The following is a 26,018-nucleotide window of genomic DNA, read 5'->3' as shown; positions in this document are numbered from 1 at the left end:
GCGCGCTTAAGGTCATATAACCGTTAGCTGAGGTACGGCCGTTACAAACTGACCGCCCCAATCTGCGATCTGCTTTTGCTGCTGTCTTACTTCAGCCGCGATATTCCACGGCAGAATCACCACATAATCAGGTTTTTGCTCCGACAATGCAGACGGCGTCATTATCGGGAGATGGCTTCCAGGCATGAACTTGTCCTGCTTGGAAGGTGCAGCATCGCATACGAATGCGATGAGATCGTGCTTTACACCGCCATAGTTGAGCAGGGTATTACCTTTTGCTGCAGCGCCGTAGGCGGCCACGGTCTTCCCGGCGCGTTTTTGCTCAATGAGAAAGGCGACGAAATCGTCCTTGACCTTGTCGGCCTTGGCCTGGAAGTCCTTGTAAATTGCAAGGTTCCCAAGTCCTGCGGTAGCCTCCTGATCAAGAATTTCGCCGACATGCGCATTGGTCGGGCGTTCATCTTCCGCGTGGCAGCCATATATCCGAAGGCTGCCGCCGTGCGTCGGCAGCTCTTCCACATCCCAAATGCGCAACCCGGAAGCTTCGAATATGCGCTGGACGGCCATAAGGGACAGATAAGAGAAATGCTCATGGTATACGGTGTCAAACTGGTTTTGCTCGATGAGTCGCATGAGATGCGGAAATTCGAGTGTTATCGTCCCGTCCTTTTTAAGCGCTGTTTTCAGGCCTCGCGTGAAATCGTTGATATCAGGGACATGGGCATAGACATTGTTGCCGCAAATGAGATCTGCGGTCTGACCCCGATTCACAAGCGAAGTAGCCGTCGTCACGCCGAAAAATTCGCGCAGGACCGGAACGCCAAGTTTCTCTGCGGCATCTGCGGTGCTGTGGGTCGGCTCAATGCCAAGACAAGGAATTTCCTTGGCGACAAAATTCTTGAGCAGATATCCATCATTCGAAGCAATTTCGATAACGAAACTGCCCTTCGTCAAACCAAGACGCTCAGTAATCATGTCCGCGTAGCGCGCCGAATGATCCAGCCAGCTCTTCGATGTCGATGAGAAATAGGCATAGTCGCTTGAGAAAAGGTCACCGGCTTCGGCATAGTCTTCCGTCTGCACAAGCCAGCACTCATCACAAACAAACAGTTTGAGCGGATATGTTGTTTCGGGTGCACGCAGTTTGGCTGCGGTCAAATATGCATTGGATGGTGGTGCAAATCCCAAGTCCAGAAATACGTGTTCGAGTTCAGTTTCGCAGTGACGACATCTCATATGGCTCTTCCTAAACAATCCAAGAGAATTCGATTTAAACTATAAGCGGATAGAAATCAGCTATGCCCAAGCCAGCTCCCGCTGTTTTGCCAGGGCCTGGTAGGCATTGAGTTGGGTCTCACTCGCGACCGTGCGGTCTTCCAGCCATGACCGGTACCATTCAGCGGTTACGTTCACCCCCTCTTCAAAGGTCCACACCGGCTGCCATTTGAGCAATTGGCGAGATTTGCTGCTATCCAGCTGCAACAACTGTGCCTCGTGAGGATGGACGTCCTCGCTCAGGCGCCATTTGACGTTGGGCCAATCTCGCGCAAGCGCAGTCAACAAAGCCTCGACTGTTCTGTTGCCTTCCCGATCGGGGCCGAAATTCCATGCGTCTGCGGCAGAACCGTCTCGCTCCACAAGCGTTTGACCGAGCATAAGATACCCTGAAAGACATTCCAGAACATGTTGCCACGGCCGCGTCGACTTCGGTGATCTGATTTCGAGCGCTTGCTGCCCGGCAATGGCACGCACAAGGTCGGGAATGAGCCGGTCGTCTGACCAGTCGCCTCCACCTATCACGTTACCCGCTCGCGCCGTTGCCAGTAAGGTTCCACCTGGCGTATTGAAGAATGAGCGCCGGAAGCTCGCAGCAACAATCTCCGTGCCTGCTTTCGATGCGCTGTAGGGATCGTGGCCACCCAGAGGATCAATCTCCCGGTAACCCCAGACCCATTCCTTGTTCTCGTAGCACTTGTCGGTAGTAACAACGACTATTGCAGCAAGATCGTTGAGGGATCGGCATATGTTCAGCAGATTGGCCGTTCCCATGATGTTCGTTGCGAACGTTTCCACCGGTTGAGCATAGGACCTGCGGACAAGCGGTTGCGCCGCGAGATGGAACACGATCTCCGGATTGGCCTGCACCACTACCTGACGCAGGGCGTTCTCATCACGAATGTCGATGAAATGCGATTGGTGTTCGAGGTTCAACAAGGCCCAGTGATTGGGCTCCGCCTCGGGAGCCAGCGCGACGCCGGTAACGTTGGCGCCCAGCTGCTGCAACCAAAGTGTCAACCAGCTTCCCTTGAAGCCGGTATGTCCGGTTATAAGGACCCGGCGGCCGCGATAGATATTATTGAACATGCTCTCTACCAGCTCTTCCAGGGTGCCTGACCAGACGCCCATAGTTCTTCGAGATGGTTTTTGTCCCGCAGCGTATCCATCGGCTGCCAGAATCCATGATGGAACCAGGCGTTGAGCTGTTGCTCCTTCGCCAGCGTCTCCAGCGGTTCACGCTCCCATATGCTGGTATCCCCATCGATGTAGTCAATCACCTTGGGAGACAGAACAAAGAAACCACCATTGATCCATCCGCCGTCGCCTTGCGGCTTTTCCTGGAAGCTTTGGATTTTATGGCCATCCAGCGCGAGTGAGCCAAACCGCCCGGGGGGCTGCGTCGCAGTGAGCGTTGCCAGACGTCCCTGTTCCCTGTGAAAGGCAACGAGGGCAGTGATATCGATGTCACCTACTCCATCACCATAAGTGAAGCAGAAGTCCTCATCACCAAGATAGTCACGGACCCGCCTGAGCCTTCCGCCGGTCATGGTCGCTTCGCCTGTATCAACCAGGCTGACGCGCCAAGGCTCGGCGGAGTTTTGCAGAACCTCCATCTTGTTGTTTTGCATGTCGAATGTGACATCCGACATGTGAAGGAAGTAATTGGCGAAATATTCCTTGATTACATAGCCCTTATAGCCGCAGCACACGATGAAATCATTGATGCCATGGTGAGAGTAAATCTTCATGATATGCCAAAGAATAGGCCGATTCCCGACTTCGATCATGGGCTTCGGGCGAGAACTCGTCTCTTCGCTGATCCGCGTTCCCAAACCACCGGCCAAAATTACCGCTTTCATGTGGGCTCCTCTAACGACCTTCCAGCTTATGCCTATAAGCAAGTTAAACTGGAGATACAACAAAACAGTCACATCTGTGGCGTGATGCCTCCAGAACCAGTGGCTCTTATTGCCGCAGCCCGGGACTTTCCAAGGCCGGTTCCCCGGCTCCACAGGGAGCTATCTGGTACTCCTCCCGCGCTGTAGCCCGTGCCCGCGTGTATGGAACGCGTATCCTCATGAACGGCCTTTCAAACCAGACGTAGCTTAGATAGGTGAAGGGAACCAATAGGAGGAAACAGATGACTGCCCATACCTGCCCAGTGTAAAAATACGAAATATCCATAATGTGTCGGTGGACGTAATCCGCCATCGCGAACACTACAAAAAAATGTAACAAGTACATGGAGTAGGAGTATTCGCCGATCCTTGCGATAAAGCGTGAGAATAAGCCCGCCGAATGGTCGAACGAATAATCGTAATAGGCGATCAGCAAGCCAAAAAAAGCGCCCTCGATAGTCGGAATGATGATCCAGAGCGGTGTTGGCGACGGATATCCATCGATCCTGTAAAATCCGCCAATCCGGTCGAAATACCAGTAGAACAGACAAAAACCGGCGATTGCCGCGCCGGCCAGTACGTGCCTGCCGATGAACTTTTTCCGATAATGATAAGCTAGAATACCGAGTAGAAACTGGTCTATTCGCCCAACGATAGTCCAATAGGCGGGCCAGAATATCGTGCCGTTCCGGCCATATAGATAGACCCGGAAAACCACTGCAGCCAAAAGAACTGCAAGCAGCAGAAAGGGCGATTTGCGGCATAGAAGCAGCAGCAACGGCAATATCAGATAGAAATGGAACTCCACCGTCAACGACCATCCACCATTCGGCAAGGTCGGCGTTATCAATCCAATTGGAAGAGAGCGACCATAATCCATTACACTATTGCCCGCCAGGTATTGCTGAACGCCCACGAGCAACAGCATCACCAGCAACAGCGGCATCAAGCGAAGAAATCGCCGCAGAAGGAATGCGCCATAGTTGATTTGCTGGCCCGCCAATATTTTCGCAAACAGGTATCCGCTGAGTGTCATGAACAGGGCGACCCCAGTGTGACCCTCGTCAAAAACAGACAGGAAGAAGATCGATGGTGCGCCCTCGAAGGGCACCGGGTAACCGGTCGCATAGTGTGTGAAATGCCAGCTGAAGACCATCAGCGCCGCAAGAGCCCTGATGTGGTCGAGGCCAATATGTCGTGCGGGTAAGGATGATGACATTTGCACGCCGCTCAGTTCGATTTCAGGGGTCGGTGAAAACCCCGATTGTGCCCGCTAACTCATGTTGGCCACTGTGGCAAGGAGGATTCATCGACAATCTGAACGCGCGCCGCGGGATGAGCCGCGTCCTGTCCGCGTTATTCCGGGCATCGACGACAAGTAGCATCAGCGCTCTTGATTAAATGAAGGGCTGTTGTAGTTAACTAGATTGCATCACTAAGCCATACGGCAGTACTCACCGTGAAATTGTCGTTGACCAACGGTGTGGGCAACGAATGTCACCATAGGATGAGTAGGGAAGTTGAAATGACAAAACGCGCTCTGATTACCGGAATCACTGGCCAGGACGGGGCCTATCTCTCGCAGTTGTTGCTCGACGAGGGGTACGAGGTTTATGGCGTCGTACGGCGATCCTCCCATCTCGGCGTCGCCGACCATCGCCTGCGCTGGCTGGGCATTGCCGACCAGGTCCAGCTGATTGACGGCAATCTCTCGGATCTTTCCAGCCTTGTCCGTATCATGCGAGACGTCAAACCTGGTGAAGTCTACAATCTCGCTGCCCAGTCTTTTGTCGCGTCATCCTGGCAACAACCGATTCTCACCGGAAACATTACCGCTCTTGGCGTCACCAATGTGCTCGAAGCGATGCGTCTGACGGATACCGACGCACGGTTTTATCAAGCATCGTCATCGGAAATGTATGGCAAGATCCAGGAAGAAAAGCAGAGCGAGACGACGCCGTTTCATCCCCGCTCTCCCTATGCCGTCGCCAAGCTGTACGGTCACTGGATCACGATCAACTATCGCGAGAGTTTCGGAATGCACGCATCGTCGGGCATCCTCTTCAACCATGAGAGCCCGCTGCGCGGGGTCGAATTCGTGACGCGCAAGGTTACGGACGGTGTTGCCCGGATCAAGCTTGGCCTAGCGAATGAACTACGTCTTGGAAACATCGACGCGAAGCGCGATTGGGGCCATGCGCGCGATTACGTTCGTGCCATGTGGTTGATGTTGCAACAGGATACCGCCGACGACTATGTTGTCGCCACAGGTGTGACAACGACGGTCCGCGACATGTGCCGGATCGCATTTCAACATGTTGCGCTGGATATTGAGAAACATCTTGTTATAGATCCTGCGTTCTATCGACCGGCCGAAGTAGAGGTCCTGTTGGGGAATCCCGGGAAGGCGAGGACCAAACTCGGCTGGGAGCCCGAAACCAACCTGGAAGACATGATCAAGGAGATGGTCGACGCCGACCTAGCCCGCCTGAGTCAGTAATTTTGCCTCAAGATCCAGACATTAGCTTGCGGACCAATCATGACTGAATACCAGCGTATACTTCTGACGGGTGGCACCGGATTCGTCGGGAGTTATCTTGCTCCCGCATTGGCGAAAGCTTATCCGGAGGCCAAGCGTGCGCTGCTGGTACAAAATTCAGGTGAGCATAACGCTGTAGGTTGGGATGTCGTGCAGGCAGATTTGCAGGACACGGAAGCAGTTGAAAGGGCAGTTGATCTTTGCCAACCCGACCTCGTCGTTCATCTGGCCGCTCAGGCTTCTGTCGCCGCAAGCATCAGTGATCAGGATCTGACGACTCGGGTCAATGCTGACGGTAGTGCAAATCTGGCACGAAGCCTTTCGCGGCATGTACCTGGGGCCACAGTCTTGTTTACCAGCAGCTCAGAAGTTTACGGGGCCAGCTTCAAGAGCGGCACCGTGGATGAAGACTCGGCCCTGGAGCCGCTAAGTGCCTACGGCCGGTCCAAGTGCGATGCAGAGCAGGCATTCGAACAGATTTTGCCAGCCACCTCCAAATTGATCATCGCACGGCCATTCAACCATACGGGGCCAAGGCAGGACGAGCGCTTTGTCCTCCCCTCATTCGCGGCGCAGATTGCCCGCATTGAGGCCGGTATCCAGCAGCCCCGTATTGACGTTGGCGACCTGTCGGCGCGACGCGACTTTCTACACGTTCGAGATGTCGTTTCTGCCTATCTGTCATTAATAGAGGCTGGCAGCGGGCTGGGTGAACGGGTGATCGTGAATATTTCATCTGGGCAAAGCTATCGCCTGTCCGACCTGCTGGACGAGCTGCAACGCCTGTCGACGGCCTTATTTGAAATTCATGTGGCGCGCGACAGGCTCCGGCCGTCAGATATTGCGATGGCAAGTGGAGCGAATGCCAAACTCATTGGTTTGACAGGTTGGCAGCCGCACTATTCGATACAGGAAGTGCTTGCTGACTTGCTCGACTATTGGCGCGAACGCATAAAAATCAACGCGGTCTGAGGACCGCGGCAACAACGCAGGCACATATCAAAAGAATTTCAACGGATAGGTTGAATAGAAGATCGCCGCCGACCGGGCAAATTGCCAGATGTGCCAAGGGCCTTTGCGCGCCGCATTTCCGCCTCCATGGACGATCCTGATCGCAGGCACATAGGCGATGCGTGATACTTTGCCCGTGCGAAGCGAAACGTCGAAATCTTCGAAATAGAGGAAATAGCGCGGATCAAAGCCGTTCAACTTTCGAAACACATCGCCGCGAAACAGCATGAAACATCCGCTGACGATTGGCGGATCCCAACCGACAATGTCGGCAGCCTGGTCACGCATCTCATACCTTTGCAGGCGATCACAAAAGTAGTCCCTGACCCAGCTCGGGGCGAATCCGCGCAAGAGCAGGTCGAAGACCGCAGGATATCGTTTGCAAAGGTATTGCTTGCTGCCATCCGGGTTGAACGCCTCGGGCGTAGAAAGTCCGCAGTCCGGATTGTCCAGCATGAATGCCAGTCCATGCTCCAGTGCTTCTGGCTCCATTTCGACATCCGGATTGAGCACAAGATGGAATTTGCCAATACGGTCCAGAACCATGTTGTTCGCCGAGCCGAAACCGACATTGCCGTGCCCCGCTATTATCTCATATGTCAAACCCCGCAACATTTCGCGTAGCCAGTCATGATCGGAAAGCTCCGCCGAGTTGTCGACGATATAAAGCCTGGCCAGTCGCGGCGACAGACGAGCGAGCGCATTCCGGAGACTGACAAGGGTTCTCTCGAGCACCACCCTGTCGGGTTTGAAGATGACGATGCAGATCGAAATTTCGCACTCTGCTTCCCTTGCAATGCCGTTCGGTTCAATCATTGCCGGCCTTCTTCCCGATCCAGCCAACGAGTCCGTCAAAAACGCCGAGCGACATCATCTTTGCGTGTCGGGCATGCAAACCCCACTCAATATCGACGCAGCCTGGGAACACTTCCTCCTGCATACCGCCAACGAAGTCGAGCACAGCCCGCTGGCACAGGCTAGAGGAGGCGATAGGATAGTCCACAATCACGACATGATCGATTTGCCTGCCTACCGCCACAAGCGGACGCTTGCGGCTAGCCAGGTCGGGATTGTAGGTGACACTAATTCCACTGACTTCCGACTGGCTCTCAATCTGCATTTCAAAAATCCGTATATTAGTGGCATCGTCCGCCGTAGCTATCAGAGAAGATGGTGCTGTGGAATTCTCTAGCATGCGAGGGCAGCCGGGTGGTGCGTTGGCCTTCAGTGGTTGACTTGTGTTTCAGTTGACGCCAAATGTCTGCCACAATGCTGGGTGAAGTGCGGCTGGCACTTTGGTTGAACGCAATTCCGGTTGTCTAATACATTAAATAATTGGTTTGCCCATATTGTTTGCATAGGGACACAATCGAAATGAAGGGGATAATACTGGCGGGTGGAAGCGGTACGCGTCTCTATCCATTGACGATTGCGGTGTCGAAACAGATTCTGCCCATCTATGACAAGCCGATGATCTATTATCCGTTGAGCGTTCTCATGCTCGCCGGCATACGCGACATTCTGGTAATCTCCACGCCCCACGATCTGCCGCTGTTCCAGAAGCTACTGGGCGATGGCAGCGAATTCGGCATCAATTTCTCCTACGCCGAGCAGGCGCAGCCCAACGGCCTGGCCGAAGCATTTATCATCGGGCGCGATTTCATCGGTAATGACAGCGTTGCGATGATCCTTGGCGACAACATCTATTTTGGCGACGGGCTCTCCAAGCTCTGCCAGAGCGCTTCGTCGGGCGAGAAAGGCGGTACGGTTTTCGCCTATCATGTCGACGATCCACAGCGGTACGGTGTTGTTGATTTTGACAAGGTCACCGGCCGGGCCCGGTCCATTGAGGAAAAGCCCGAAAAACCCAAGTCCAATTGGGCCGTTACCGGGCTGTATTTCTACGACAACGACGTCGTTGACATCGCCAGCACCATCAAGCCCTCCGCTCGCGGTGAACTCGAAATCACCAGTGTTAACAATATTTATCTCGAGCGAGGCGATCTGCGCGTCCAACGAATGGGGCGCGGTTACGCATGGCTCGATACGGGCACCCACGACAGCCTGCATGAGGCGTCTTCGTTCGTGCGTACGATAGAACATCGGCAAGGGATCAAAATCGCGTGCCCTGAAGAAATCGGTCTGGAGTGGGGTTGGTTGAGTTCCGAACAGGTTCGTGAAAGAGCGTCAAAAATGGGCAAGACCGAATACGGAGCTTACTTGCTTCGTCGTGCTGAAGAGGTGGAAAATGATTGAAGTCAGACCTCTCGCGCTGGAGGGCGTGCTCGAAATTTTCCCGCGCAAGTTTGGCGATGATCGCGGCTTCTTCTCCGAAACCTATAATGCGGAGAGCTTCGCCGCGGCCGGCATTTCGCTGCAATTTGTCCAGGACAATCATTCGCTATCGGCATCCAGGGGCGTCTTGCGCGGGTTGCACTATCAGTTGCCGCCGCGTGCCCAGGACAAGCTCGTGCGTGTCGTAAAGGGCTCCATATTGGACGTAGTCGTTGATATCCGGAAGAGCTCCCCCACATTCCGGAAATGGATATCACTCGAGGTTTCGGCAAAGAAATGGAACCAGATACTGGTGCCCAAAGGCTTTGCCCATGGCTTTGTGACTTTGGAAGACAACACCGAAGTCGTTTACAAGGTCACCGATTACTATTCCCCCGAGCATGACCGCTCGCTGCGTTTCGACGATCCGTCGATCGATATCGAATGGCCGTTCGATGCCTCGGCGATACAGCTGTCGGATAAAGACCAAAAAGCACCATTGCTCGACGGTGCAGACATTTTCCCCTGAAGGAGCGGCTATCCGATGAACATTCTCGTAACGGGTGGTGCCGGGTTTATCGGTTCTGCAGTCTGCCGCCACCTCGCCGCCAATCCGCAAAATCGCGTCGTCAATGTCGACAAGCTCACCTATGCGGGTAATCTCGCGTCGCTGCGACAGATCGAGAATCATCCCAATTACAGCTTTGTTCAGGCAGACATTTGTGACGATGCGGCCATTCTGGCAATTCTTCGCAGTGAGAACATTGACGCAATCATGCATCTTGCCGCCGAGAGCCATGTTGATCGCTCCATCGACGGTCCGGCCGCTTTCATTGAAACAAACATTGTCGGTACGTTCCGCATGCTGAATGCGGCACTCGCCTATTGGCGCGAACTGCCCGAGCCTGCCAGATCGGCATTCCGTTTTCACCACATTTCGACGGATGAAGTATTTGGCGACCTGCCCTTCGACAGTGGTATCTTCACCGAAGAAACGCCTTATGCGCCATCCTCGCCATATTCTGCTTCAAAGGCCTCATCCGACCATCTGGTAAGGGCCTGGCACGAAACCTATGGTTTGCCCGTGGTCCTGTCGAACTGCTCCAACAATTACGGCCCATTCCATTTCCCTGAAAAGCTCATTCCGCTGGTCATCCTCAACGCCCTTGATGGACAGCCTTTGCCAGTCTATGGCGCGGGCGCGAACGTCCGGGATTGGCTCTTCGTTGAAGATCATGCCCGGGCGCTCGAGCTCGTCGTCACGAGGGGCAAGCCAGGCCAAAGCTACAATATCGGCGGCCGTGCCGAGCGCACCAATCTCAATGTTGTCGAGACAATCTGTGATATTCTCGACAGGAAGGTGCCGAGGTCGGGGGGCGCACGCTACCGTGACCTGATCACCTTTGTCACTGATCGGCCGGGCCATGACCGCCGCTATGCGATCGACGCAACCAAGATCGAACGTGAGCTTGGCTGGACGCCAGCCGAGACGTTCGAGACCGGTCTGGAGCGGACCGTGCAGTGGTATCTCGACAATAAATGGTGGTGGCAGCCGATCCGCGGCGAGCGCTATGCGGGCGAACGGCTCGGTGCTGCGCCGGCAGGCGGGACATCGGCATGAGGATCGCCGTTACCGGACGGGAAGGACAGGTTGTCAGCAGCCTGGTCGAAAGGGCGCGGCTTGATCCATCCGTAGAGATATTGCCTCTCGGACGCCCGGAACTCGACCTCGCACAACCGGAAACCGTTCACGAAGCCATAAGCGCTGCGCGGCCCGACCTCGTGGTTTCGGCCGCAGCATATACCGCCGTTGATCAGGCCGAGGACGAGCCGGACATTGCGCGCAGCATCAATGCCACGGGTGCTGGAGCGGTTGCGCAGGCTGCCGCCGATATTGGCGTGCCAGTTATCCATCTTTCCACGGACTATGTGTTTTCGGGTGACGGCGAGAGGCCCTATACCGAGAACGATCCGACGGGCCCCCATGGCGTTTATGGCCGAACCAAGCTTGAGGGTGAACTGGCCGTTGCTGCTGCCAATCCCCGCCATCTGATTGTTCGTACAGCCTGGGTCTACAGCCCGTTCGGCAGGAATTTCGTCAAGACAATGCTTCGCCTTGCGCAAGATCGCGACAGCCTTTCGGTCGTAGCCGATCAATGGGGCAACCCGACATCTGCCATCGATATTGCCGACGGAATTCTTGTTGCGGCGAAACGGCTGCGGGCGGAACCGCAGTTCGATGCTTTCGGCGTCTACCACCTGGCAGGCATGGGCAGCACCAATTGGAGCACGTTTGCGCGCGCGATTTTCGCGGCCAGCAGGGACCTGCAGGGGCCTTTCGCGGAGGTCAAGGATATACTGACGTCTGAATATCCGACCAAGGCCCGGCGCCCGTTGAACTCCCGCCTGTCCAGCGAAAGGTTCCATGAGGTTTTCAACTGGCGGGCGCCGGCATGGGAGCAATCGACGGCGAGCACCGTCGAGAGGCTATTGCGCGCCTGACGGCAGGTTCGGCTCTAGTTGCCCCTCACCCCGCAACGAAATCGGCACGATGCGGCGTGAAGGTGTCGATCAGGCGGCCTTTCTCGAGCGCCTTGACGCCATGCACGGCACCCGATGGTACGATGAAGCTGCCGCCCTTGCCGATGATGGCCGACTTGCCTTCAATGGTCACCTCGAAGCGACCTTCGGCAACGTAGCTCGCCTGGACGTGGGGGTGCGAATGGAGCGCACCCACGCCACCCTCATCGAAATCGAACTCCACCTGCATCAGTTCATCGGTATAGACGACGACGCGGCGGCGATTGCCATTGTCCAGAGTGGTCCAGGCAATTTCATCGGCCTGGGCGAAAAGTTTTACGTCCGACATGGTTTTTCCTTCTATCTTGCCAGCCAGCCGCCATCGACGGGAATGACTGCGCCATGCATGTAATTGGAGGCTGGGGCGAGCAGGAACACGGCCGCGTCGCCGATATCCTGCGGCTCGCCCCATCGTCCTGCCGGGATCCGGGAAAGGATGGCGCTGTTGCGATCGGGATCGTTGCGCAGGGCCTCCGTATTGTTGCTGACGATATAACCCGGCGCGATCGCATTGACGTTGATCGATTTCTGCGCCCATTCGCATGCGAGCAGGCGCGTGATGCCGACAAGGCCGGATTTCGATGCGGTGTAGGATGCCACCCTAATGCCGCCCTGGAAGCTCAGCATTGATGCGATGTTGACGATCTTGCCCGGCCTTTCCTCGGCAACCAGTTTCCTGGCGAAGGCCTGGGCCATGAAAAAGACTGACCGCAAATTGACATCCATGACTTCGTCCCAGTCTTCAACGCTGAAATCCAGCGCGTCAGCGCGCCGTATGATCCCGGCATTGTTGACGAGACCATCAACGGGGCCAATCCCGTCCCATATGTCGCCGATGACCGCGACAGCCTTCTGCACATCCCCGAGATCGCCATGGACGCCGGTGAATGCACCGCCATCCGCTTCGATGATCCGGGCTGTTTCGGTCATCTCCGATCGCCCGATCCCAACGACGCTGCCACCCGCCCGGGCAATCGACACCGCGATACCCTGGCCGATGCCGGTGTTGGCACCGGTCACGACGATGCGCTTGCCTTTGAGGCTGAACGGGTTGGTCATGCCAGATCTCCGATCGCAACGGGATCGACATCCGTATAGTCGACATTGTCGCCGGCCATCGCCCAAATGAAGGTGTAGTTCGAGGTTCCCGATCCCGAATGGATCGACCAGCCAGGCGAAAGAACGGCCTGCCTGTCGGCAACAATAAGGTGGCGGGTCTCGTCCGGTTCACCCATGAGATGCACCACGCGCGCATTTTCCGCCAGGTTGAAGTAAAGATATGCCTCCGACCTGCGGTCATGCACATGGGCCGGCATGGTGTTCCAGACCGAGCCCTGCGCCAGCGTGGTCATGCCGACGACAAGCTGGCAGGTCTTGACGCCTTCGGGATGCACAAACTGGAAAATCGAACGCTCGTTACTGGTCGCCTGCGAGCCGAGATCGATCCGCTTGGCGTCACTGATGTTGATGTATTTCGTCGGATGGCTCTGATGCGCGGGCGCGCTGATCAGGTAGAAGCTGGCCGCTTCCTGCTTCGAGGCCGATGCGAAACGCACATCCTTTGCCCCCATGCCGATATAGATCATGTCACGGTGGCCGAGTTCGAAGCGCTGGCCGTCGACGCTGACCATGCCGTCCTGTCCGATATTGACCGCGATGAGCTCGCGGCGATCGAGGAAATTCGGTGTCCCCGTCGGCTTGATGCTCTCCAGCGTCAGCTCGGCCGATACCGGGCTGGCGCCACCGATGATCATCCGGTCATAGTGCGAGTAGGTCAGGTTGATCTGATCGGCGGCAAACAGGCCCGTCACGAGAAAGTTGGCGCGCAGATCCTTCGTGCCGAATGTCGCCGCCTCGGCAGGCGATATGGCAAAGCGCGAGGTAAAATGTGTTCCAGTCATCTATCTTCCTTTCCAAGAGGTCATACTACCCCGTCCATGTTTGGCCACAAATGCGACCTTCTTAACCCGTCTGCAATGATCGTTGCTACCCTTGTATACTAATAAGCTGGTACTCGACACCGCCGCAACGCTTTTATTAAGCATTTGATACATTTGAATAATATCTGACGGCTCCGGCCCATTGCCCTCTCATTTCAGCATAAGCCATTAACCTGTTTGACACAAGTTGTAAGATGTCATATGTTTGAAATCAAGTTGCAGGAGGCAACTTTTGAATCATTCACGACGCGCCAATAGCCATTGTCCGCGAGGAGGAGCTTACTTATGAATGTTTTCGCAAAGGCCGTAGCGGCCGTAATGCTTAGTACCCTTCCATTTGCAAGTACATCGTTTGCCGAGACGCCGCCGAACCAGCTTGTCGTCGGTTTCTCGATGTCGAACATCCTGACGCTCGACCCGGCCGCCATCACCGGCAAGGAGACCGTTCAGGTCCTGGCCAATATCTATGAAGGCCTGGTGTCGCTCGACCCGGTGAACCGTTCGCAGGCCAATCCGCAGCTCGCAGAGAGCTGGACAGTCAGCGAGGATAATACAAAGATCGTGTTCAAGCTGCGTCCGGGCGCAAAGTTCGCTTCCGGAAATCCAGTGACCTCGGAAGACGTAGTCTGGTCATTCAAGCGCCTCCTGAAACTCAATCTGGCGCAGGCATCCTTCCTGAAAACGCATGGCTTTTCCGCGGCCAATGCCGATGCCAGCTTCACCGCTCCCGACGCCTCGACCGTTGTCGTAACCCTTCCCAAGCGCGTCGATCCGCAGATCATTGTCCTGACCCTCGGTATCGTCGGGCCTGGCTCCATCCTCGACAGCAAGACCGTCATGGCCAATGAAGCCAATGGCGACATGGGCGGTGCCTGGCTTACCACCCATTCCGCCGGCTCCGGCCCGTTTGTACTGCAGGAGTGGAAATCCAATGAACGCGTCCTGCTCAGCCGCAACGACAATCACTGGGGCAAGGAGCCGGCCATGCGCCGCATCATCATGCGGCACCTGCCTGAATCGCAGAGCCAGCGGCTCATGCTCGAAAAGGGTGACATCGACATAGCCTTTTCAATGTCCGCAGCCGACTTGACCGCCTTGCAGGCCAACAAGGACGTTGTGGTCCAGACAATCGGCGGCAGCGGTTTCTACTACCTCGCCGTGTCGATGAAGGACGAAAAATTCAACAAGCCGAAGGTGCGCGAGGCACTGCGTTATCTCATCGACTATGAAGGCCTGAACGGGACCGTGCTTCCATTCTTCGGCAAACCGCACGACCGGCCTATCCAAAGCGGACTGCCAGGCGCCTTGCCGGATGCCGGCTACAAGCTGGACGTGGCGAAGGCCAAGGCACTGCTCGCCGAAGCCGGCTACCCGGATGGTTTCTCGACCACCTTGCGTGCCCTGTCGGATGCTCCGTTCCTCAACCTTGCCACGGCGATCCAGGCGAGTCTTGCCCAGGGCGGCATCAAGGCTGAAGTCATCACCGGCTCGGGTGACCAGATCTACGGCGCGATGCGCGAGCGGAAGTTCGAACTCATCGTTGGCCGTGGCGGCGGCGGGCAATTGCCTCACCCGGACTCCAACCTGCGCGCCATTGCCTACAATCCCAACAATGCGGATGACGCGAAGCTCACCAACTTCCAAGGCTGGAGAACATCGTTCTTCGATGAAAAGCTCAACAAGATGATTGACGACGCCCTGGTCGAGTCCGATGCCAAGCGCCAGGCAACCCAGTATGGCGAGATCCAGACCTATTATGCGGATATGGTACCATCGATCCAGCCCTTCTCCGAGGTCGTGGATTCCGTGGCTACCCGCGCGGACATCAAGGGACTGGCGCTCAATCCATCCTGGTCGACGGATCTGAGTGCAGTGTCCAAGGCGCGCTGAACCTCCTGACCCGCCGCTGCCGCATGGATATGATGTGGCGGCGGCAACAAGGCAACCGCAAGAGATGTTCCAATGACGCACGAACGTTTATATGCAGGAGCAAGGCAAGCCGCCACGATATTGGTGACGCTGTTCGGTCTTCTGGTTCTCACATTCTGCATAGGACGGCTGATGCCGGTCGATCCGGTCCGCGCCATCATCGGTGAGGAGGCAGATCCTGCCACCTACAATATGGTCGCAGAACGGCTCGGCATGGACAGGCCGATCTACGAACAGTTCCTGCGCTATCTCGGCGATATATTGACCGGAAACTTCGGCGTCTCGATCCGCACAGGACAGTCGGTCATAAGCGATATTGCCCATGTGATGCCGGCGACGATCGAGCTTGCGACATTTGCCATCATTTGCGGCGCTGGACTTGGCATTCCGCTTGGCATCCTGGCCGCAGTCCGCCGCAACACCGTGATCGACCATGTTATCCGCGTGGTCACCCTGCTTGGTCATTCCATGCCCATCTTCTGGATCGGCATGATCGGCCTTATCGTCTTCTATGCCGCGCTCGGCCTCGTTGGCGGTGGCGGGCGCATGTCGGATTACAATATCGGACTTGTTCCCGAAACCACCGGCTTTCTTCTCATCGACGCCGCCATGGCGGGTGACTGGGAAGTGTTCCGTGACGCCCTCAACCACCTCGTTCTGCCGGCCAGCATTCTCGGCTATTCTTCGATGGCCTATATCACCCGCATGACGCGCAGCTTCATGCTTGACCAGTTGAACCAGGAATATGTGGTCACGGCGCGCGTCAAGGGGCTCTCTAACAGCCGCACGGTCTGGCATCACGCCTTCGCCAATATCCGGGTCCAACTCGTGACCATCGTGGCGCTCGCCTATGGCAGCCTGCTGGAAGGTGCCGTGCTGATCGAGACGGTTTTCTCCTGGCCCGGATTTGGACAGTACATGACGAACAACATGCTGGTCGGCGACATGAATGCCGTCATGACCTGCGTGCTCCTTGTCGGAATCATTTTCATCTTCCTGAACCTGCTTTCCGATGTCCTTTACAAGATTTTTGATCCGAGGACGCGATGACAATCAAGAGCCTGTACGGTACCGAAACCATGCCGCAAGCACGTGTCTCCCAATTCTTCGCCGGACCGATGAAAGGATTGGGCGCCGTTCTCAAACGGCTTTCCGCCGACCCGTCATCGTGCTTTGGCCTCGTGGTGGTCGTCATCCTCGTGCTCTGCGCCATCCTAGCGCCATGGATCGCCACGCATGACCCCAACCTTGTGGACCTGCCGAACGCACTCCGTGCCCCGGATGCCGCCAACTGGTTCGGCACGGACGAGCTTGGCCGCGATATCTTCAGCCGCATCGTCTATGGAACCCGGATAACACTGTCGATCATCGCCCTCGTTTCGATCGTGGTCGGGCCGGTTGGCCTTCTCGTCGGCACGACCGCCGGATATTTCGGCGGCTGGTGCGATACGGTCATGATGCGGATCACCGATATCTTTCTGTCTTTCCCGGGCCTGATCCTGTCGCTGGCATTCGTTGCAGCGCTGGGTGCAGGACTTGAAAACGCGATCATCGCGATCGCATTGACCTCATGGCCGCCGATCGCCCGCCTTGCCCGGGCCGAAACACTGACCTTCCGTTCCGCAGACTACATTTCGGCGTCGCGCATGCAGGGCGCCTCATCGCTCCGCATCATCGTCAAGTCCATCATGCCGATGTGCCTTCCCTCGGTGCTGGTGCGGATCACGCTGAGTATGGCGACGGTCATCCTGACCGCAGCAGGTCTGGGCTTTCTCGGCCTGGGTGCGCAGCCGCCCCTGCCGGAATGGGGTGCCATGATCGCGACCGGTCGCCGCTACATGCTCGACAGCTGGTGGCTGGTGGCTTTTCCGGGCGCCGCCATCCTGCTCGTAAGCCTGGCTTTCAACCTTCTCGGGGACGGTCTGCGCGATGCCCTCGATCCAAAACAGCGTTGAGGAGAGACCCATGAATGACCATGACACTCTGCTGGACGTTTCCAACCTCCGCGTCAGCTACCGCAAGGACAAGATCTATTCCGATGCTGTGCGGGGTGTATCCTTCACGCTTGGCCGCGAGCGCCTCGGCATCGTGGGTGAATCGGGCTCCGGCAAATCGACGATAGGCCGGGCCCTGCTGAAGCTGCTTCCCACCGCACGCATCAGTGCAGACCGGCTTCAGTTTCAGGATACCGACCTGCTCAAGGCTGGCGAAAGGGAAATGCTGACCATCCGGGGCCGCCGTATTTCCATGATCCTCCAGGACCCCAAATTCTCGCTCAACCCCGTGCACCGGGTCGGACGCCAGATATCGGAAGCCTACCGCGTGCATACACGCGCTTCCAGCCAGCAGGCACGCCAGAAAACGCTGGAGATGCTGGAAGCTGTGCATATACGCGATCCAGAGCGGGTCTATGACCTTTACCCGCACGAAGTATCCGGGGGCATGGGCCAGCGCATAATGATCGCGATGATGCTGATACCCGAGCCCCAGCTCATCATTGCCGACGAACCGACATCGGCGCTGGACGTGACGGTCCGCATGCAGGTGCTGAACATTCTCAACGAGCTTGTTACGCGCAAGGGCATGGGCCTGATCATGATCAGCCACGACCTCAATCTCGTTCGCAACTTCTGCGACAGGGTGCTGATCATGCGATCGGGCGAGATCGTGGAATCCTGCCCTGCACGTGACCTGACCCATGCTTCTCATCCGTACACGCGAGGATTGTTGGCTGCCCAGCCGCATATCGGGGGCAACAGAGGACCGCTTCCCGTCCTCGGCCGTGATCCCGGCCTAGCCAAACCAGTAGTGGAGACAAGCCTATGAGCGATGTAACCATCCAGGGGCTCACCATCTCGCTCGGCGTCGGTGCGGCCCAGAAGAAGATCCTCAACGAGGTAAGTTTTTCAGTCGCCTCCGGTGAATCCTTTGGGCTCGTAGGCGAATCCGGTTCGGGCAAATCCACCATCCTGCGCTGCTTTGCGCGCCTTCTGACGTTCTGGACCGGTGAGATTTCGATCGCCGGCAGGCCGATCGACCAGATCCCCGCCGCCGAATACTGCCGCCTGGTGCAGATGGTGTTCCAGGACCCCTATGGATCGCTGCACCCGCGTCAATCCATCAAGACCGCGCTGCAGGAGCCGCTGCGCATTCACCGGCTGGACCGGCAGCAAGAGCGAATGGAAAGGGCCCTCGTCGATGTTGGCCTGAACCCCTCCTTCCTCTCGCGCTATCCGCACGAACTCTCGGGCGGACAACGTCAGCGCGTGGCGATCGCGAGGGCGTTGATCCTGGAGCCAAGCGTGTTGCTGCTGGATGAGCCGACATCCGCTCTCGACGTGTCGGTCCAGGCGGAAGTGCTGAACCTTCTCAACGAAATCAGGCAGACGCGAAAGTTGACCTACCTGTTCGTGTCGCATGACCTCGCTGTCATCGATTACATGTGCGAGCGTCTCGCTGTCATGCAATCCGGAAGCATCGTTGAGATCATGAACCGTACGGAGCTGTGCAAGGGCGGCGCCAAGCATCCCTACGCACGCCAGCTGATCGACTCGAGCATCGAGTACGATCACGTCGCATGAAGATGCAGTCCCCGCAGGAGTTGCTGCATCCGATGGCTCTCAGGCAGGTTCTCCAATGAGGAACGCATGAATACGAAAAGGCGAGAAACACTGACCTCACAATTGGTCCGGCAAGTTGCTGACCGCATCAAGTCGGGTGAATTCCCTCGGGGTGCCAAGCTCCCGACCGAAAAGGAAATGATCGACGAATTCGGCGTCAGCAGAACCGTTGTCCGGGAAGCCATTGCCAATCTGCGCGCCAATGGCATGGTATCGACGCAGCAGGGTATCGGGGCCTTCGTGGTCCATAACACCGCACTGCCGGCATTCCGCATCGCCGAGGAAGATCTTTCGGTCATCGAGGAGGTCGTCAAGGGCCTCGAACTGCGCATTGCTGTTGAATCCGAAGCTGCCGCGCTCGCCGCCCAACGCCGCAGCGATGACGACATTCGCGCCATCGAAAGCGCATGCGAATCGATGGCCGTTGCCATCGGGACCGGAACAGACAGCATCGAGGCGGACCTGAATTTCCATCGCGCAATCGCCCGCGCCAGCCAGAACGACCACTTCCTGAAGATCTTCAACTACCTCGGTGAAGTCCTGATTCCGCGCGCTCGGTTGCAGACGCACCGCTATGACGAATCCACGCTTTCAGAATATCTGGCGCGTGTGAATTCCGAACACAAACAGATTCTCGTGGCCATCCGCCGGAGCGATACGGACGGTGCACGGGCGACGATGCGGATGCATTTGAGCGGCAGCCGCGACCGCCTCCAGCAGTCGATCGACGATGGGCAATGATAGACCCGGACAATATGTCCGGTCTGTCGCGGCGCCTGCGCCAGACAGTCCAGTTTACCAGGGCGTTCAAGTCTTCAGGTCTGCTGTTCGGTGACTGGCAGGAGGCGACGCGGGGTTTTATTACGGAAGCACTCGGCATTCGGGTAAGCCGCGCAGCACAGGCGCGGATCATCGACCAGCGAGATCACCAAACCCACGAGACACGGCTGCTGCAACTAACCTTCAGTAGCGGCGAGACGACGGAAGCTTTCCTGCTGGTGCCGGCGGGCAAGGCGAGGCGCCCCGCCATCCTGCTGCTCCACGACCATGGTTCGCGTTTCGACATTGGCAAGGAAAAGCTCGTTCGGCCATGGGATGACACCAAGGCACTTTCGGCAAATGAATGGATCCACCGCTGCTACGGCAATCGTTACCTTGGCGAGGTCCTGGTCAAGCGCGGCTATATTGTGCTGTGCGCCGATGCTCTCGGCTGGGGCAGCCGCGAAGGCAATGGATATCAGGCGCAACAGGCACTCGCCGCCAACCTGATGCAATTCGGCACCTCGCTTGCGGCCGTCGTGGCGGCGGAGGATCTGGAGGCAGCCCTCTTCTTGCGCGCATTGCCGGAAGTCGATGATCGATACGTGGCGAGCATGGGATTCTCGTTCGGTGGATACCGCGCCTGGCAGGTTGCCGCACTGACCGAATCGATTTCTGCTTCGGTCGCGGTGTGCTGGATGGGCCGGTTGACCGGGTTGATGGAACCCGGGGCGAATCTGCTTCGCGGCCAATCCGCCTATTACATGCTGCACCCGCCGCTTGCCGGGAAGCTGGACTATCCGGATATTGCCGCCCTCATCGCCCCGAGGCCCGGGCTCTTCTTCGCGGGTGATCGTGACCCCCACTTCCCCCGCGAGGCAGTAGCGGGGGCTTTCAGCGAGCTGACCGAGAGTTGGAGCGCTGCCAATGCTTGCCGCGAGCTCGAAACCCGGATCTGGCCTTCCGGTCATGAGTTTCCGGTCGCGCAGCAGGAAGCGGCAATCCAATGGCTAGATCAGCTGTCTGACCAACACTGAATTGCCTGCACCCTATTGTGCTATTGCGCGCCGAGCCTTTCGATCAGGACCTGCAAGTCCTTGTGGTCCTGGTCCGTGCAGTCCGTCAGTGGTGCCCGGACCGGCCCAGCAGACTTTCCGACAACACGTGCCCCGGCTTTGACAATGCTTACGGCATAGCCGCCGGCGCGATTGCGGATCGCGATGTAGGGAAGGAAGAACTCCTTCAGGAGCCGCTCGGTTACGGTGCGGTCGCCGCTGCGGACTGCGGCGTAGAACTCCATCGCGGTCTTCGGAATGAAATTGAAAACGGCCGAGGAATAGACCGGGAAGCCCGCTGCGTTATAGGCTTCCGCATAGACTTCAGCGGTGGGAAGGCCGCCGAGGTAGCTGAGGCGATCGCCCAGTCTGCTGCGGATTTCCGTGACGGCCTCGATTTCTCCAACACCATCCTTGAAGCCAATCAGATTGGGATTGCGGTCCGCAAGCTGTTCCAGCGTATCGGCGCTCAAGCGGCAGACATTGCGATTGTAGACGATGACGCCGATATCGACCGACTTGCAAACGGCTTCGATATGGGCAGCAAGGCCCTTCTGATTGGTCTCGGTCAGGTAATGGGGGAGAAGCAGGATCCCGGCAGCTCCCGCCGCCTGCGCATTGCGCGCCATCTCGATCGCCAGCCTCGTGCTGTATCCCGCGCCGGCAATGATCGGTGTATGCGAGCCGCAGGTGTTGACCGCCTCACGGATGACCTGTGCGTGCTCGGGCAGGGTCAAGGAGAACCCTTCGCCCGTTCCTCCGGCCGCAAACAGCACCGTCGCACCATAGGGCATCAGCCATTCCAGTCGTGACCGGTAGCCCACGGCGTCGAATTCGCCCTGGTCATCGAAGTCGGTCAGGGGAAAGGACATCAAGCCGGACGACAGAACGGATTTGAGCGCCATCGGATCATATGCCAGCCGGCTCTTTGAATTATAGTTCATGGTGTTCCCTTTTCTCGGATGAGCGTTCGCAACGCCATCCAGACGTTGTCAATCGACGAGGTTGTCATTGATGAAATCGAAGTTGATATCTTCGCCAAGCCCTGGCTTGTCCGACAGATGCACAAAGCCGTCCTCATCCATCGGGTCGACGAGCGCATTGAGATATTCAAAGCCGTCATCATATTCGAGGAAGGGGTGCAGAAGGCCGCGCTCGTACCAGCGCACATTCTTCGACACCGCCGTGACGATCAGGTTGGGCGCGCCATTGCCGTGGACCTCGCAATTCATCCCGAACGACTCGGCAAGGTGCATCGTTTTCAGTGCAGGCGAGATACCGCCGACATCGTGAACGCCGGTTCGCAGGATGTCGCAGGCCTTGGAGGTGATCCATTCTGCACGGTTGTAGTGCTTGCCACCGGCGCTTTCCGGACCAAGGACAGGAATGTCGAGATTTTCGGCCAGCCAGGTATAGGAAGCAGAGCTCTGTTCGTCCATCGCCTCCTCAATCCAGGCAAAGCCGAGCTTTTCGAGTCCGCGGCCGAGTTCGAGCGCTTCGGTCCGGGAATACCAGTGGAAGGCATCCAGCATCAGATGGATATCCGGTCCCACCGCCTCGCGCACTGCCGCGCAGGCCTTGATGTCCATCTTCACATCGGGTGCCCATGACACCGGCGGCATCCATGTGTGCAACTTGATGCCCTTGTAACCGCGCTTTACCAGCTTCTCGGCGAAGCGGCCGTAATCCTCCGGTGTCGCCAACCCGCCTTCGAGTTCATCGCCGCACATGATGGAACCGTAGGCCGGAACCTTGTCGCGATAGCTGCCGATGAGTTTGTGAACCGGAATGCCGAGCTTCCGGCCGGCCAGATCCCACAATGCACAGTCGACGATCGCAAGGGTCCGGTCGGTCAATTGCGCCGCACTGCCGCGCTGCCAATGGGCCAGGTCTTGCCACAGGCGTTCCCGGTCGAACGGATCCTGTCCGATCAGAACTTTCCTGACGAATTTGTCGACGACATGCGGTCGGACGATCTCGACGGGCGAAAAGCAATGGCCCTCACTGCCGTCATCGGCCGTGATCGTGAACAGGGCAAGTTCGACCTTGTGCGCAGGACCGGGATGGGCATGGCCGGCGCTGTCCGCGTGTCTGTACGTCGTGTGCTTGAAACGACGCACGCTGATATCGATGATTTTCAAGATCTCGTCTCCCAATGCTCTGCCTGACTCGCTGCACCGGCCATCCTGTCAGATCGCCTGGCGGATCAGCTCACCTGGGGTTTCATTACCATGTTGTATGATGACTGACAACTGTTTTGTGAATTCACCATCACATTTTGGCCTGTCGCGGGATTTGCTCATAACCGACGGGGATCATATCACGTCTTGGAATTTTTCCGACAAGCCAGGCGCCGCTTTCTACGGGTTCGGCGCGGCAACGGTAATCCCCCGTTCTGCAGTTGTATGATGATATTCTCCGAGCGGGGACGCCCGCTTTGGGGTTGCCGTACCTTAAAGGAATGGTCGCGCGAGCATCTCTGTGCCTAGCAGCACAAGACAGATCAGGAAGCAGCGCCGGAACGTTTCCGCACTGACGCGGTTGCGGATGGCCTGCCCGGCCCGCATGCCCGCGAGCGCGGGGATAACGGCAAAGGCTGACATGAGCAAATTGTCCACCTCAAACGCGCCCCGCCATGCCAGACCGGCTGCAAGCGCGACGGTTGAGACGGTGAACGACAGGCCGAGTGCCTGAACGAGATCGTCCTTTCCCAGGCCAAGCGCCTGCAGGTACGGCACGGCCGGTATGACGAAGACGCCGGTTGCTCCGGTGACAAGACCAGTGGCGGCGCCGATGGCCGGCGACAGAAACGGCTCAAGCGTCGCCGGCACGTTGATCTGGCGGGCGACGAGCGTAAGGGCTCCGTAGGCAATAAGGACAGCGCCGAGCGCGCATGTTGTCAGCGCAGTGTCGCCGCTGGCGAGGAGCGGCGAGGCGGCTATCGTACCCGCGATGACGGCCAGCATCATCGGCCAGAGCCGGCGCATGAGCGCGCCGGGTTGCCTGCCTGAGAAAAGCTGCCAGACATTGGTCACCAGCGAAGGAACGATCAGCAGGCCCGCCGCGGCCAGCGGCGAGATCAGAGCACCGAGCAATCCCATGGCTACGGTCGGCAGACCCATGCCGGTTACGCCCTTGACAGCGCCGGCGGCAAGGAATGTCGCCGTTCCCGCAAGGATGAGGAGTATCGGATCGTCAATCATGCTGTTCGGTGTAACGCAATCCATGACCTGCACAATGCGGATGATCCGCATTCAGGCTTCGGCTGGTCCGAAGGCTGGAAGTCGGATATGCTCGGGCCCATGCGCTTTGACCTGACCGATCTTCGCCTGTTTCTCGCCGTCGTGGATGCGGGCAGCATCACGAAAGGAGCCGCCGCTGTCGGGCTCTCGCTACCGGCTGCCAGCGAGCGCCTGCGTGACATGGAAGCTGCCGGAAAGGTAAGTCTGCTTGACCGTGGCCGCCGCGGCGTCGTGCCCACAGCGGCCGGCGAGGCATTGGCGCATCATGCCCGCATTATCCATCGCCAGATCGCACAGATGCGCGGCGAGCTCGGCCTGCACGCGAGCGGGTTGAGGGCGATCATCCGGCTTGCAACGAACACGGCGAGCCTGACGGAACTGCTTCCCGGACGGCTTTCCCCCTGGATGGCAGCCCACCCGCAGATCGATGTGGAATTGAAGGAGCGGCAGAGCGGCGAGATTGCACGGGCGATCTCCGCCGGACTGGTGGAAATCGGAATTCTGTCGGACGCCGTCGACACAACCGGCCTTCAACTGCGCCCGTTTGCCATCGACCGATTGGTCCTCGTCGCCGCGCGTGATCACGAATTGACCGCAAGGAAGAATCTCCTGTTTGCGGAGATTCTGGATCAGCCCTTCATCAGCTCGACAGGCGCATTGCAGGATCACATCGATGCTCAAGTCGCGAGACTGGGTGCGCGGCTCAAGTCACGCGTGCGGATGAGCGCCTTCGAGGGCATCTGCCAGATGGCCGCTGACGGCGTCGGCATTGCCATCATGCCTGAAGCGGCTGCGCGGCGCTGCGGCCGGGTCGCGAAGATTGCATCAGTCCGGCTCGCTGACGCTTGGGCCACACGCCGGCTATCGGTCTGCGTTCGCTCGGAAGCAGACCTCACTCCTCCCGCGCAAAGCCTCTTCCACCACCTTGCATCGGGATCGCAGAATACACCCCCTTGATCCGGGAGCATCTTTCGGCGACTTGGCGTAGAATACGTCATCAATGTGAATTATATTTTGAAATCCAAAACAGATTTGCGCTAATGCATGTCCAGTTACATATAATAATACTGTCACTTCCTTAAATTTAGCCAACACAATACACGATTTAATAAAACGTTATTGCTGGATGCCACATTTATATACTTACATACGGACGCCTTGCCTATGTGCGTTGCGCAGCTGCAAGGCATCGATCGCCGGATCATTCCGGCAGATACAAACTCGAAAGCAGACAGAAGGAGAAGCAGATGGCTACTCTAGAAGGCGGCGCTTACGACGACGTTTTGTTCGGCTCGCGTTTTGACGATTTCATCCATGCCAATGGCGGGGATGATATCGTTTTTGGCGGTCAGGGCGACGACTCGATATTCGGTGATGACGGCAATGACCTGTTGTTCGGCGACAAGGGCAATGATGCCCTCACCGGTGGCAACGGTGCCGATACTCTCCTTGGCAATCACGGCGCCGATGTCCTGAGCGGCGATGGCGGTGAGGATGTGCTTCTTGGCGGGGCCGGGAAGGACGTTCTGTCAGGGGGCGACGGTAACGACGTCCTGATCGGCGGCGCAGGAGCAGACGAGCTATCTGGCGGCGCAGGTGACGACGTGTTCATCTTCGCAGGAGGGGGCGGCAATGATGTCGTGCTCGATTTTACGCCCGGTGAGGACATCCTCCAGATCTCCAGTGGCATCAATGGCCAGGACATTCAGTCGCCGGATGATCTGGCTTCCCGCGTCACGCAGGTCGGCGAAAATGTCGTCGTCGACCTCGGCCATGGCGATTCAGTTACGCTGGTGAACACCAGTTCGGAAGATGTCCAGGCCAATCCGGACAGCTATTTCAGCGTCCATTGATCCGAAAAGACAGCGTGCCCGGCCGTGAGATCGGAAGAGC

Annotated in this window: 27 protein-coding genes; 15 read left to right on the top strand and 12 right to left on the bottom strand. The window is 57.5% G+C overall.

Features of this window, described 5'->3' with window-relative positions; genetic code table 11:
* Window positions 1-12: 12 nt before the first annotated feature.
* The 4 genes from K9U38_RS15060 to K9U38_RS15045 all read right to left on the bottom strand — a co-directional run bounded on the left by K9U38_RS15060 (window position 13) and on the right by K9U38_RS15045 (window position 4,395).
* Window positions 13-1,236, bottom strand: coding sequence for a class I SAM-dependent methyltransferase (locus K9U38_RS15060; RefSeq protein ID WP_224495165.1), 1,224 nt, complete (start codon window positions 1,234-1,236; stop codon window positions 13-15).
* A gap of 60 nt (window positions 1,237-1,296) precedes the next feature.
* Window positions 1,297-2,364, bottom strand: coding sequence for a CDP-glucose 4,6-dehydratase (gene rfbG, locus K9U38_RS15055; RefSeq protein WP_224495164.1), 1,068 nt, complete (start codon window positions 2,362-2,364; stop codon window positions 1,297-1,299).
* 5 nt (window positions 2,365-2,369) lie between these two features.
* The gene (gene rfbF, locus K9U38_RS15050; RefSeq protein WP_224495275.1) at window positions 2,370-3,137 is read right to left on the bottom strand and encodes a glucose-1-phosphate cytidylyltransferase; all 768 of its coding nucleotides are present in this window, start codon (window positions 3,135-3,137) and stop codon (window positions 2,370-2,372) included.
* 106 nt (window positions 3,138-3,243) lie between these two features.
* Window positions 3,244-4,395 carry an acyltransferase family protein gene (locus K9U38_RS15045; protein ID WP_224495163.1) on the bottom strand — a complete coding sequence of 384 codons (1,152 nt, stop codon included), beginning with the start codon at window positions 4,393-4,395 and terminating at the stop codon, window positions 3,244-3,246.
* A gap of 306 nt (window positions 4,396-4,701) precedes the next feature.
* Between K9U38_RS15045 and gmd the strand changes: the two genes are divergently transcribed.
* Both gmd and K9U38_RS15035 read left to right on the top strand, forming a co-directional pair.
* Window positions 4,702-5,676, top strand: coding sequence for a GDP-mannose 4,6-dehydratase (gene gmd, locus K9U38_RS15040; protein ID WP_224495162.1), 975 nt, complete (start codon window positions 4,702-4,704; stop codon window positions 5,674-5,676).
* Between the two features lie 39 nt (window positions 5,677-5,715).
* Entirely contained in the window at window positions 5,716-6,687 is a 972-nt protein-coding gene (locus K9U38_RS15035) for a GDP-mannose 4,6-dehydratase (RefSeq protein ID WP_224495161.1), read from the top strand.
* A gap of 27 nt (window positions 6,688-6,714) precedes the next feature.
* On the opposite strand, the gene K9U38_RS15030 is transcribed toward K9U38_RS15035, so the two are convergent.
* Both K9U38_RS15030 and K9U38_RS15025 read right to left on the bottom strand, forming a co-directional pair.
* Window positions 6,715-7,542, bottom strand: a complete 828-nt coding sequence (locus tag K9U38_RS15030) for a glycosyltransferase (protein WP_224495160.1) — start codon at window positions 7,540-7,542, stop codon at window positions 6,715-6,717.
* Window positions 7,535-7,846 (bottom strand): glycosyltransferase family protein, encoded by a 312-nt coding sequence (locus K9U38_RS15025; protein WP_224495159.1) that lies wholly within the window; start codon window positions 7,844-7,846, stop codon window positions 7,535-7,537. Before K9U38_RS15025 ends, K9U38_RS15030 begins: the two co-directional genes overlap by 8 nt.
* A gap of 254 nt (window positions 7,847-8,100) precedes the next feature.
* Between K9U38_RS15025 and rfbA the strand changes: the two genes are divergently transcribed.
* The 4 genes from rfbA to rfbD are packed head-to-tail and all read left to right on the top strand — an operon-like array spanning window position 8,101 to window position 11,502.
* Window positions 8,101-8,982 (top strand): glucose-1-phosphate thymidylyltransferase RfbA, encoded by an 882-nt coding sequence (gene rfbA / locus K9U38_RS15020; RefSeq protein WP_224495158.1) that lies wholly within the window; start codon window positions 8,101-8,103, stop codon window positions 8,980-8,982.
* Window positions 8,975-9,529 (top strand): dTDP-4-dehydrorhamnose 3,5-epimerase, encoded by a 555-nt coding sequence (rfbC, locus tag K9U38_RS15015; RefSeq protein ID WP_224495157.1) that lies wholly within the window; start codon window positions 8,975-8,977, stop codon window positions 9,527-9,529. Before rfbA ends, rfbC begins: the two co-directional genes overlap by 8 nt.
* 15 nt (window positions 9,530-9,544) lie before the next feature.
* The gene (gene rfbB / locus K9U38_RS15010) at window positions 9,545-10,621 is read left to right on the top strand and encodes a dTDP-glucose 4,6-dehydratase (RefSeq protein WP_224495156.1); all 1,077 of its coding nucleotides are present in this window, start codon (window positions 9,545-9,547) and stop codon (window positions 10,619-10,621) included.
* Window positions 10,618-11,502 (top strand): dTDP-4-dehydrorhamnose reductase, encoded by an 885-nt coding sequence (rfbD, locus tag K9U38_RS15005; RefSeq protein ID WP_224495155.1) that lies wholly within the window; start codon window positions 10,618-10,620, stop codon window positions 11,500-11,502. The genes rfbB and rfbD overlap by 4 nt, the downstream gene beginning before the upstream one ends.
* A gap of 25 nt (window positions 11,503-11,527) precedes the next feature.
* Here rfbD and K9U38_RS15000 read toward each other — a convergent pair whose 3' ends face one another.
* Genes K9U38_RS15000 through kduI form a run of 3 tightly spaced genes read right to left on the bottom strand, consistent with a single transcriptional unit; the run spans window position 11,528 to window position 13,481 of the window.
* Window positions 11,528-11,869 (bottom strand): cupin domain-containing protein, encoded by a 342-nt coding sequence (locus tag K9U38_RS15000; RefSeq protein ID WP_224495154.1) that lies wholly within the window; start codon window positions 11,867-11,869, stop codon window positions 11,528-11,530.
* 11 nt (window positions 11,870-11,880) lie between these two features.
* Window positions 11,881-12,639, bottom strand: a complete 759-nt coding sequence (gene kduD, locus K9U38_RS14995) for a 2-dehydro-3-deoxy-D-gluconate 5-dehydrogenase KduD (protein WP_224495153.1) — start codon at window positions 12,637-12,639, stop codon at window positions 11,881-11,883.
* Entirely contained in the window at window positions 12,636-13,481 is an 846-nt protein-coding gene (gene kduI, locus K9U38_RS14990; RefSeq protein ID WP_224495152.1) for a 5-dehydro-4-deoxy-D-glucuronate isomerase, read from the bottom strand. Before kduI ends, kduD begins: the two co-directional genes overlap by 4 nt.
* A 324-nt stretch (window positions 13,482-13,805) precedes the next feature.
* Between kduI and K9U38_RS14985 the strand changes: the two genes are divergently transcribed.
* The 7 genes from K9U38_RS14985 to K9U38_RS14955 all read left to right on the top strand — a co-directional run bounded on the left by K9U38_RS14985 (window position 13,806) and on the right by K9U38_RS14955 (window position 20,865).
* Window positions 13,806-15,410: an ABC transporter substrate-binding protein gene (locus K9U38_RS14985; protein WP_224495151.1), complete on the top strand. Its 1,605-nt coding sequence runs from the start codon at window positions 13,806-13,808 to the stop codon at window positions 15,408-15,410.
* A gap of 72 nt (window positions 15,411-15,482) precedes the next feature.
* Window positions 15,483-16,499 carry an ABC transporter permease gene (locus K9U38_RS14980; RefSeq protein WP_224495150.1) on the top strand — a complete coding sequence of 339 codons (1,017 nt, stop codon included), beginning with the start codon at window positions 15,483-15,485 and terminating at the stop codon, window positions 16,497-16,499.
* A 68-nt stretch (window positions 16,500-16,567) separates the two neighbouring features.
* Window positions 16,568-17,404 (top strand): ABC transporter permease, encoded by an 837-nt coding sequence (locus tag K9U38_RS14975; RefSeq protein ID WP_224495274.1) that lies wholly within the window; start codon window positions 16,568-16,570, stop codon window positions 17,402-17,404.
* Between the two features lie 10 nt (window positions 17,405-17,414).
* Window positions 17,415-18,275, top strand: a complete 861-nt coding sequence (locus tag K9U38_RS14970; RefSeq protein ID WP_224495149.1) for an ABC transporter ATP-binding protein — start codon at window positions 17,415-17,417, stop codon at window positions 18,273-18,275.
* Window positions 18,272-19,030 carry an ABC transporter ATP-binding protein gene (locus tag K9U38_RS14965; protein WP_224495148.1) on the top strand — a complete coding sequence of 253 codons (759 nt, stop codon included), beginning with the start codon at window positions 18,272-18,274 and terminating at the stop codon, window positions 19,028-19,030. The genes K9U38_RS14970 and K9U38_RS14965 overlap by 4 nt, the downstream gene beginning before the upstream one ends.
* 66 nt (window positions 19,031-19,096) lie before the next feature.
* Window positions 19,097-19,810 carry a FadR/GntR family transcriptional regulator gene (locus K9U38_RS14960; RefSeq protein ID WP_224495147.1) on the top strand — a complete coding sequence of 238 codons (714 nt, stop codon included), beginning with the start codon at window positions 19,097-19,099 and terminating at the stop codon, window positions 19,808-19,810.
* Window positions 19,807-20,865 carry a dienelactone hydrolase family protein gene (locus K9U38_RS14955; protein ID WP_224495146.1) on the top strand — a complete coding sequence of 353 codons (1,059 nt, stop codon included), beginning with the start codon at window positions 19,807-19,809 and terminating at the stop codon, window positions 20,863-20,865. The genes K9U38_RS14960 and K9U38_RS14955 overlap by 4 nt, the downstream gene beginning before the upstream one ends.
* A 20-nt stretch (window positions 20,866-20,885) precedes the next feature.
* Here the strand turns inward: K9U38_RS14955 and kdgD are convergent, their stop codons facing one another.
* The 3 genes from kdgD to K9U38_RS14940 form a co-directional block, all read right to left on the bottom strand.
* Window positions 20,886-21,827, bottom strand: coding sequence for a 5-dehydro-4-deoxyglucarate dehydratase (gene kdgD / locus K9U38_RS14950; RefSeq protein WP_224495145.1), 942 nt, complete (start codon window positions 21,825-21,827; stop codon window positions 20,886-20,888).
* A 48-nt stretch (window positions 21,828-21,875) separates the two neighbouring features.
* Complete coding sequence (locus K9U38_RS14945) at window positions 21,876-23,024, bottom strand: mandelate racemase family protein (protein WP_224495144.1); 1,149 nt, start codon at window positions 23,022-23,024, stop codon at window positions 21,876-21,878.
* Window positions 23,025-23,336: 312 nt separating this feature from the next.
* On the bottom strand, window positions 23,337-24,086 hold the full coding sequence (locus K9U38_RS14940) for a sulfite exporter TauE/SafE family protein (protein ID WP_224495273.1): 750 nt from the start codon (window positions 24,084-24,086) through the stop codon (window positions 23,337-23,339).
* 99 nt (window positions 24,087-24,185) lie between these two features.
* Between K9U38_RS14940 and K9U38_RS14935 the strand changes: the two genes are divergently transcribed.
* Together K9U38_RS14935 and K9U38_RS14930 are read left to right on the top strand one after the other, a co-directional pair.
* Window positions 24,186-25,082 (top strand): LysR family transcriptional regulator, encoded by an 897-nt coding sequence (locus K9U38_RS14935; RefSeq protein ID WP_224495272.1) that lies wholly within the window; start codon window positions 24,186-24,188, stop codon window positions 25,080-25,082.
* 290 nt (window positions 25,083-25,372) lie between these two features.
* Window positions 25,373-25,978 carry a calcium-binding protein gene (locus K9U38_RS14930; RefSeq protein ID WP_224495143.1) on the top strand — a complete coding sequence of 202 codons (606 nt, stop codon included), beginning with the start codon at window positions 25,373-25,375 and terminating at the stop codon, window positions 25,976-25,978.
* The last annotated feature ends 40 nt before the right edge of the window (window positions 25,979-26,018 follow it).

Source organism: Phyllobacterium lublinensis, from assembly GCF_020164435.1.
Taxonomy (GTDB): domain Bacteria; phylum Pseudomonadota; class Alphaproteobacteria; order Rhizobiales; family Rhizobiaceae; genus Phyllobacterium; species Phyllobacterium lublinensis.
Note: the sequence above shows the minus strand (reverse complement) of the source record. Positions and strands in the feature narration are given on the sequence as shown.

Bases quoted from the DNA above. Each gene is read 5' to 3' on its own strand.
- K9U38_RS15060 (WP_224495165.1), bottom strand. From the start codon at position 1,236: ATGAGATGTCGTCACTGCGAAACTGAACTCGAACACGTATTTCTGGAC.
- rfbG (WP_224495164.1), bottom strand. From the start codon at position 2,364: ATGTTCAATAATATCTATCGCGGCCGCCGGGTCCTTATAACCGGACAT.
- rfbF (WP_224495275.1), bottom strand. From the start codon at position 3,137: ATGAAAGCGGTAATTTTGGCCGGTGGTTTGGGAACGCGGATCAGCGAA.
- K9U38_RS15045 (WP_224495163.1), bottom strand. From the start codon at position 4,395: ATGTCATCATCCTTACCCGCACGACATATTGGCCTCGACCACATCAGG.
- gmd (WP_224495162.1), top strand. From the start codon at position 4,702: ATGACAAAACGCGCTCTGATTACCGGAATCACTGGCCAGGACGGGGCC.
- K9U38_RS15035 (WP_224495161.1), top strand. From the start codon at position 5,716: ATGACTGAATACCAGCGTATACTTCTGACGGGTGGCACCGGATTCGTC.
- K9U38_RS15030 (WP_224495160.1), bottom strand. From the start codon at position 7,542: ATGATTGAACCGAACGGCATTGCAAGGGAAGCAGAGTGCGAAATTTCG.
- K9U38_RS15025 (WP_224495159.1), bottom strand. From the start codon at position 7,846: ATGCAGATTGAGAGCCAGTCGGAAGTCAGTGGAATTAGTGTCACCTAC.
- rfbA (WP_224495158.1), top strand. From the start codon at position 8,101: ATGAAGGGGATAATACTGGCGGGTGGAAGCGGTACGCGTCTCTATCCA.
- rfbC (WP_224495157.1), top strand. From the start codon at position 8,975: ATGATTGAAGTCAGACCTCTCGCGCTGGAGGGCGTGCTCGAAATTTTC.
- rfbB (WP_224495156.1), top strand. From the start codon at position 9,545: ATGAACATTCTCGTAACGGGTGGTGCCGGGTTTATCGGTTCTGCAGTC.
- rfbD (WP_224495155.1), top strand. From the start codon at position 10,618: ATGAGGATCGCCGTTACCGGACGGGAAGGACAGGTTGTCAGCAGCCTG.
- K9U38_RS15000 (WP_224495154.1), bottom strand. From the start codon at position 11,869: ATGTCGGACGTAAAACTTTTCGCCCAGGCCGATGAAATTGCCTGGACC.
- kduD (WP_224495153.1), bottom strand. From the start codon at position 12,639: ATGACCAACCCGTTCAGCCTCAAAGGCAAGCGCATCGTCGTGACCGGT.
- kduI (WP_224495152.1), bottom strand. From the start codon at position 13,481: ATGACTGGAACACATTTTACCTCGCGCTTTGCCATATCGCCTGCCGAG.
- K9U38_RS14985 (WP_224495151.1), top strand. From the start codon at position 13,806: ATGAATGTTTTCGCAAAGGCCGTAGCGGCCGTAATGCTTAGTACCCTT.
- K9U38_RS14980 (WP_224495150.1), top strand. From the start codon at position 15,483: ATGACGCACGAACGTTTATATGCAGGAGCAAGGCAAGCCGCCACGATA.
- K9U38_RS14975 (WP_224495274.1), top strand. From the start codon at position 16,568: ATGAAAGGATTGGGCGCCGTTCTCAAACGGCTTTCCGCCGACCCGTCA.
- K9U38_RS14970 (WP_224495149.1), top strand. From the start codon at position 17,415: ATGAATGACCATGACACTCTGCTGGACGTTTCCAACCTCCGCGTCAGC.
- K9U38_RS14965 (WP_224495148.1), top strand. From the start codon at position 18,272: ATGAGCGATGTAACCATCCAGGGGCTCACCATCTCGCTCGGCGTCGGT.
- K9U38_RS14960 (WP_224495147.1), top strand. From the start codon at position 19,097: ATGAATACGAAAAGGCGAGAAACACTGACCTCACAATTGGTCCGGCAA.
- K9U38_RS14955 (WP_224495146.1), top strand. From the start codon at position 19,807: ATGATAGACCCGGACAATATGTCCGGTCTGTCGCGGCGCCTGCGCCAG.
- kdgD (WP_224495145.1), bottom strand. From the start codon at position 21,827: ATGAACTATAATTCAAAGAGCCGGCTGGCATATGATCCGATGGCGCTC.
- K9U38_RS14940 (WP_224495273.1), bottom strand. From the start codon at position 24,086: ATGATTGACGATCCGATACTCCTCATCCTTGCGGGAACGGCGACATTC.
- K9U38_RS14935 (WP_224495272.1), top strand. From the start codon at position 24,186: ATGCGCTTTGACCTGACCGATCTTCGCCTGTTTCTCGCCGTCGTGGAT.
- K9U38_RS14930 (WP_224495143.1), top strand. From the start codon at position 25,373: ATGGCTACTCTAGAAGGCGGCGCTTACGACGACGTTTTGTTCGGCTCG.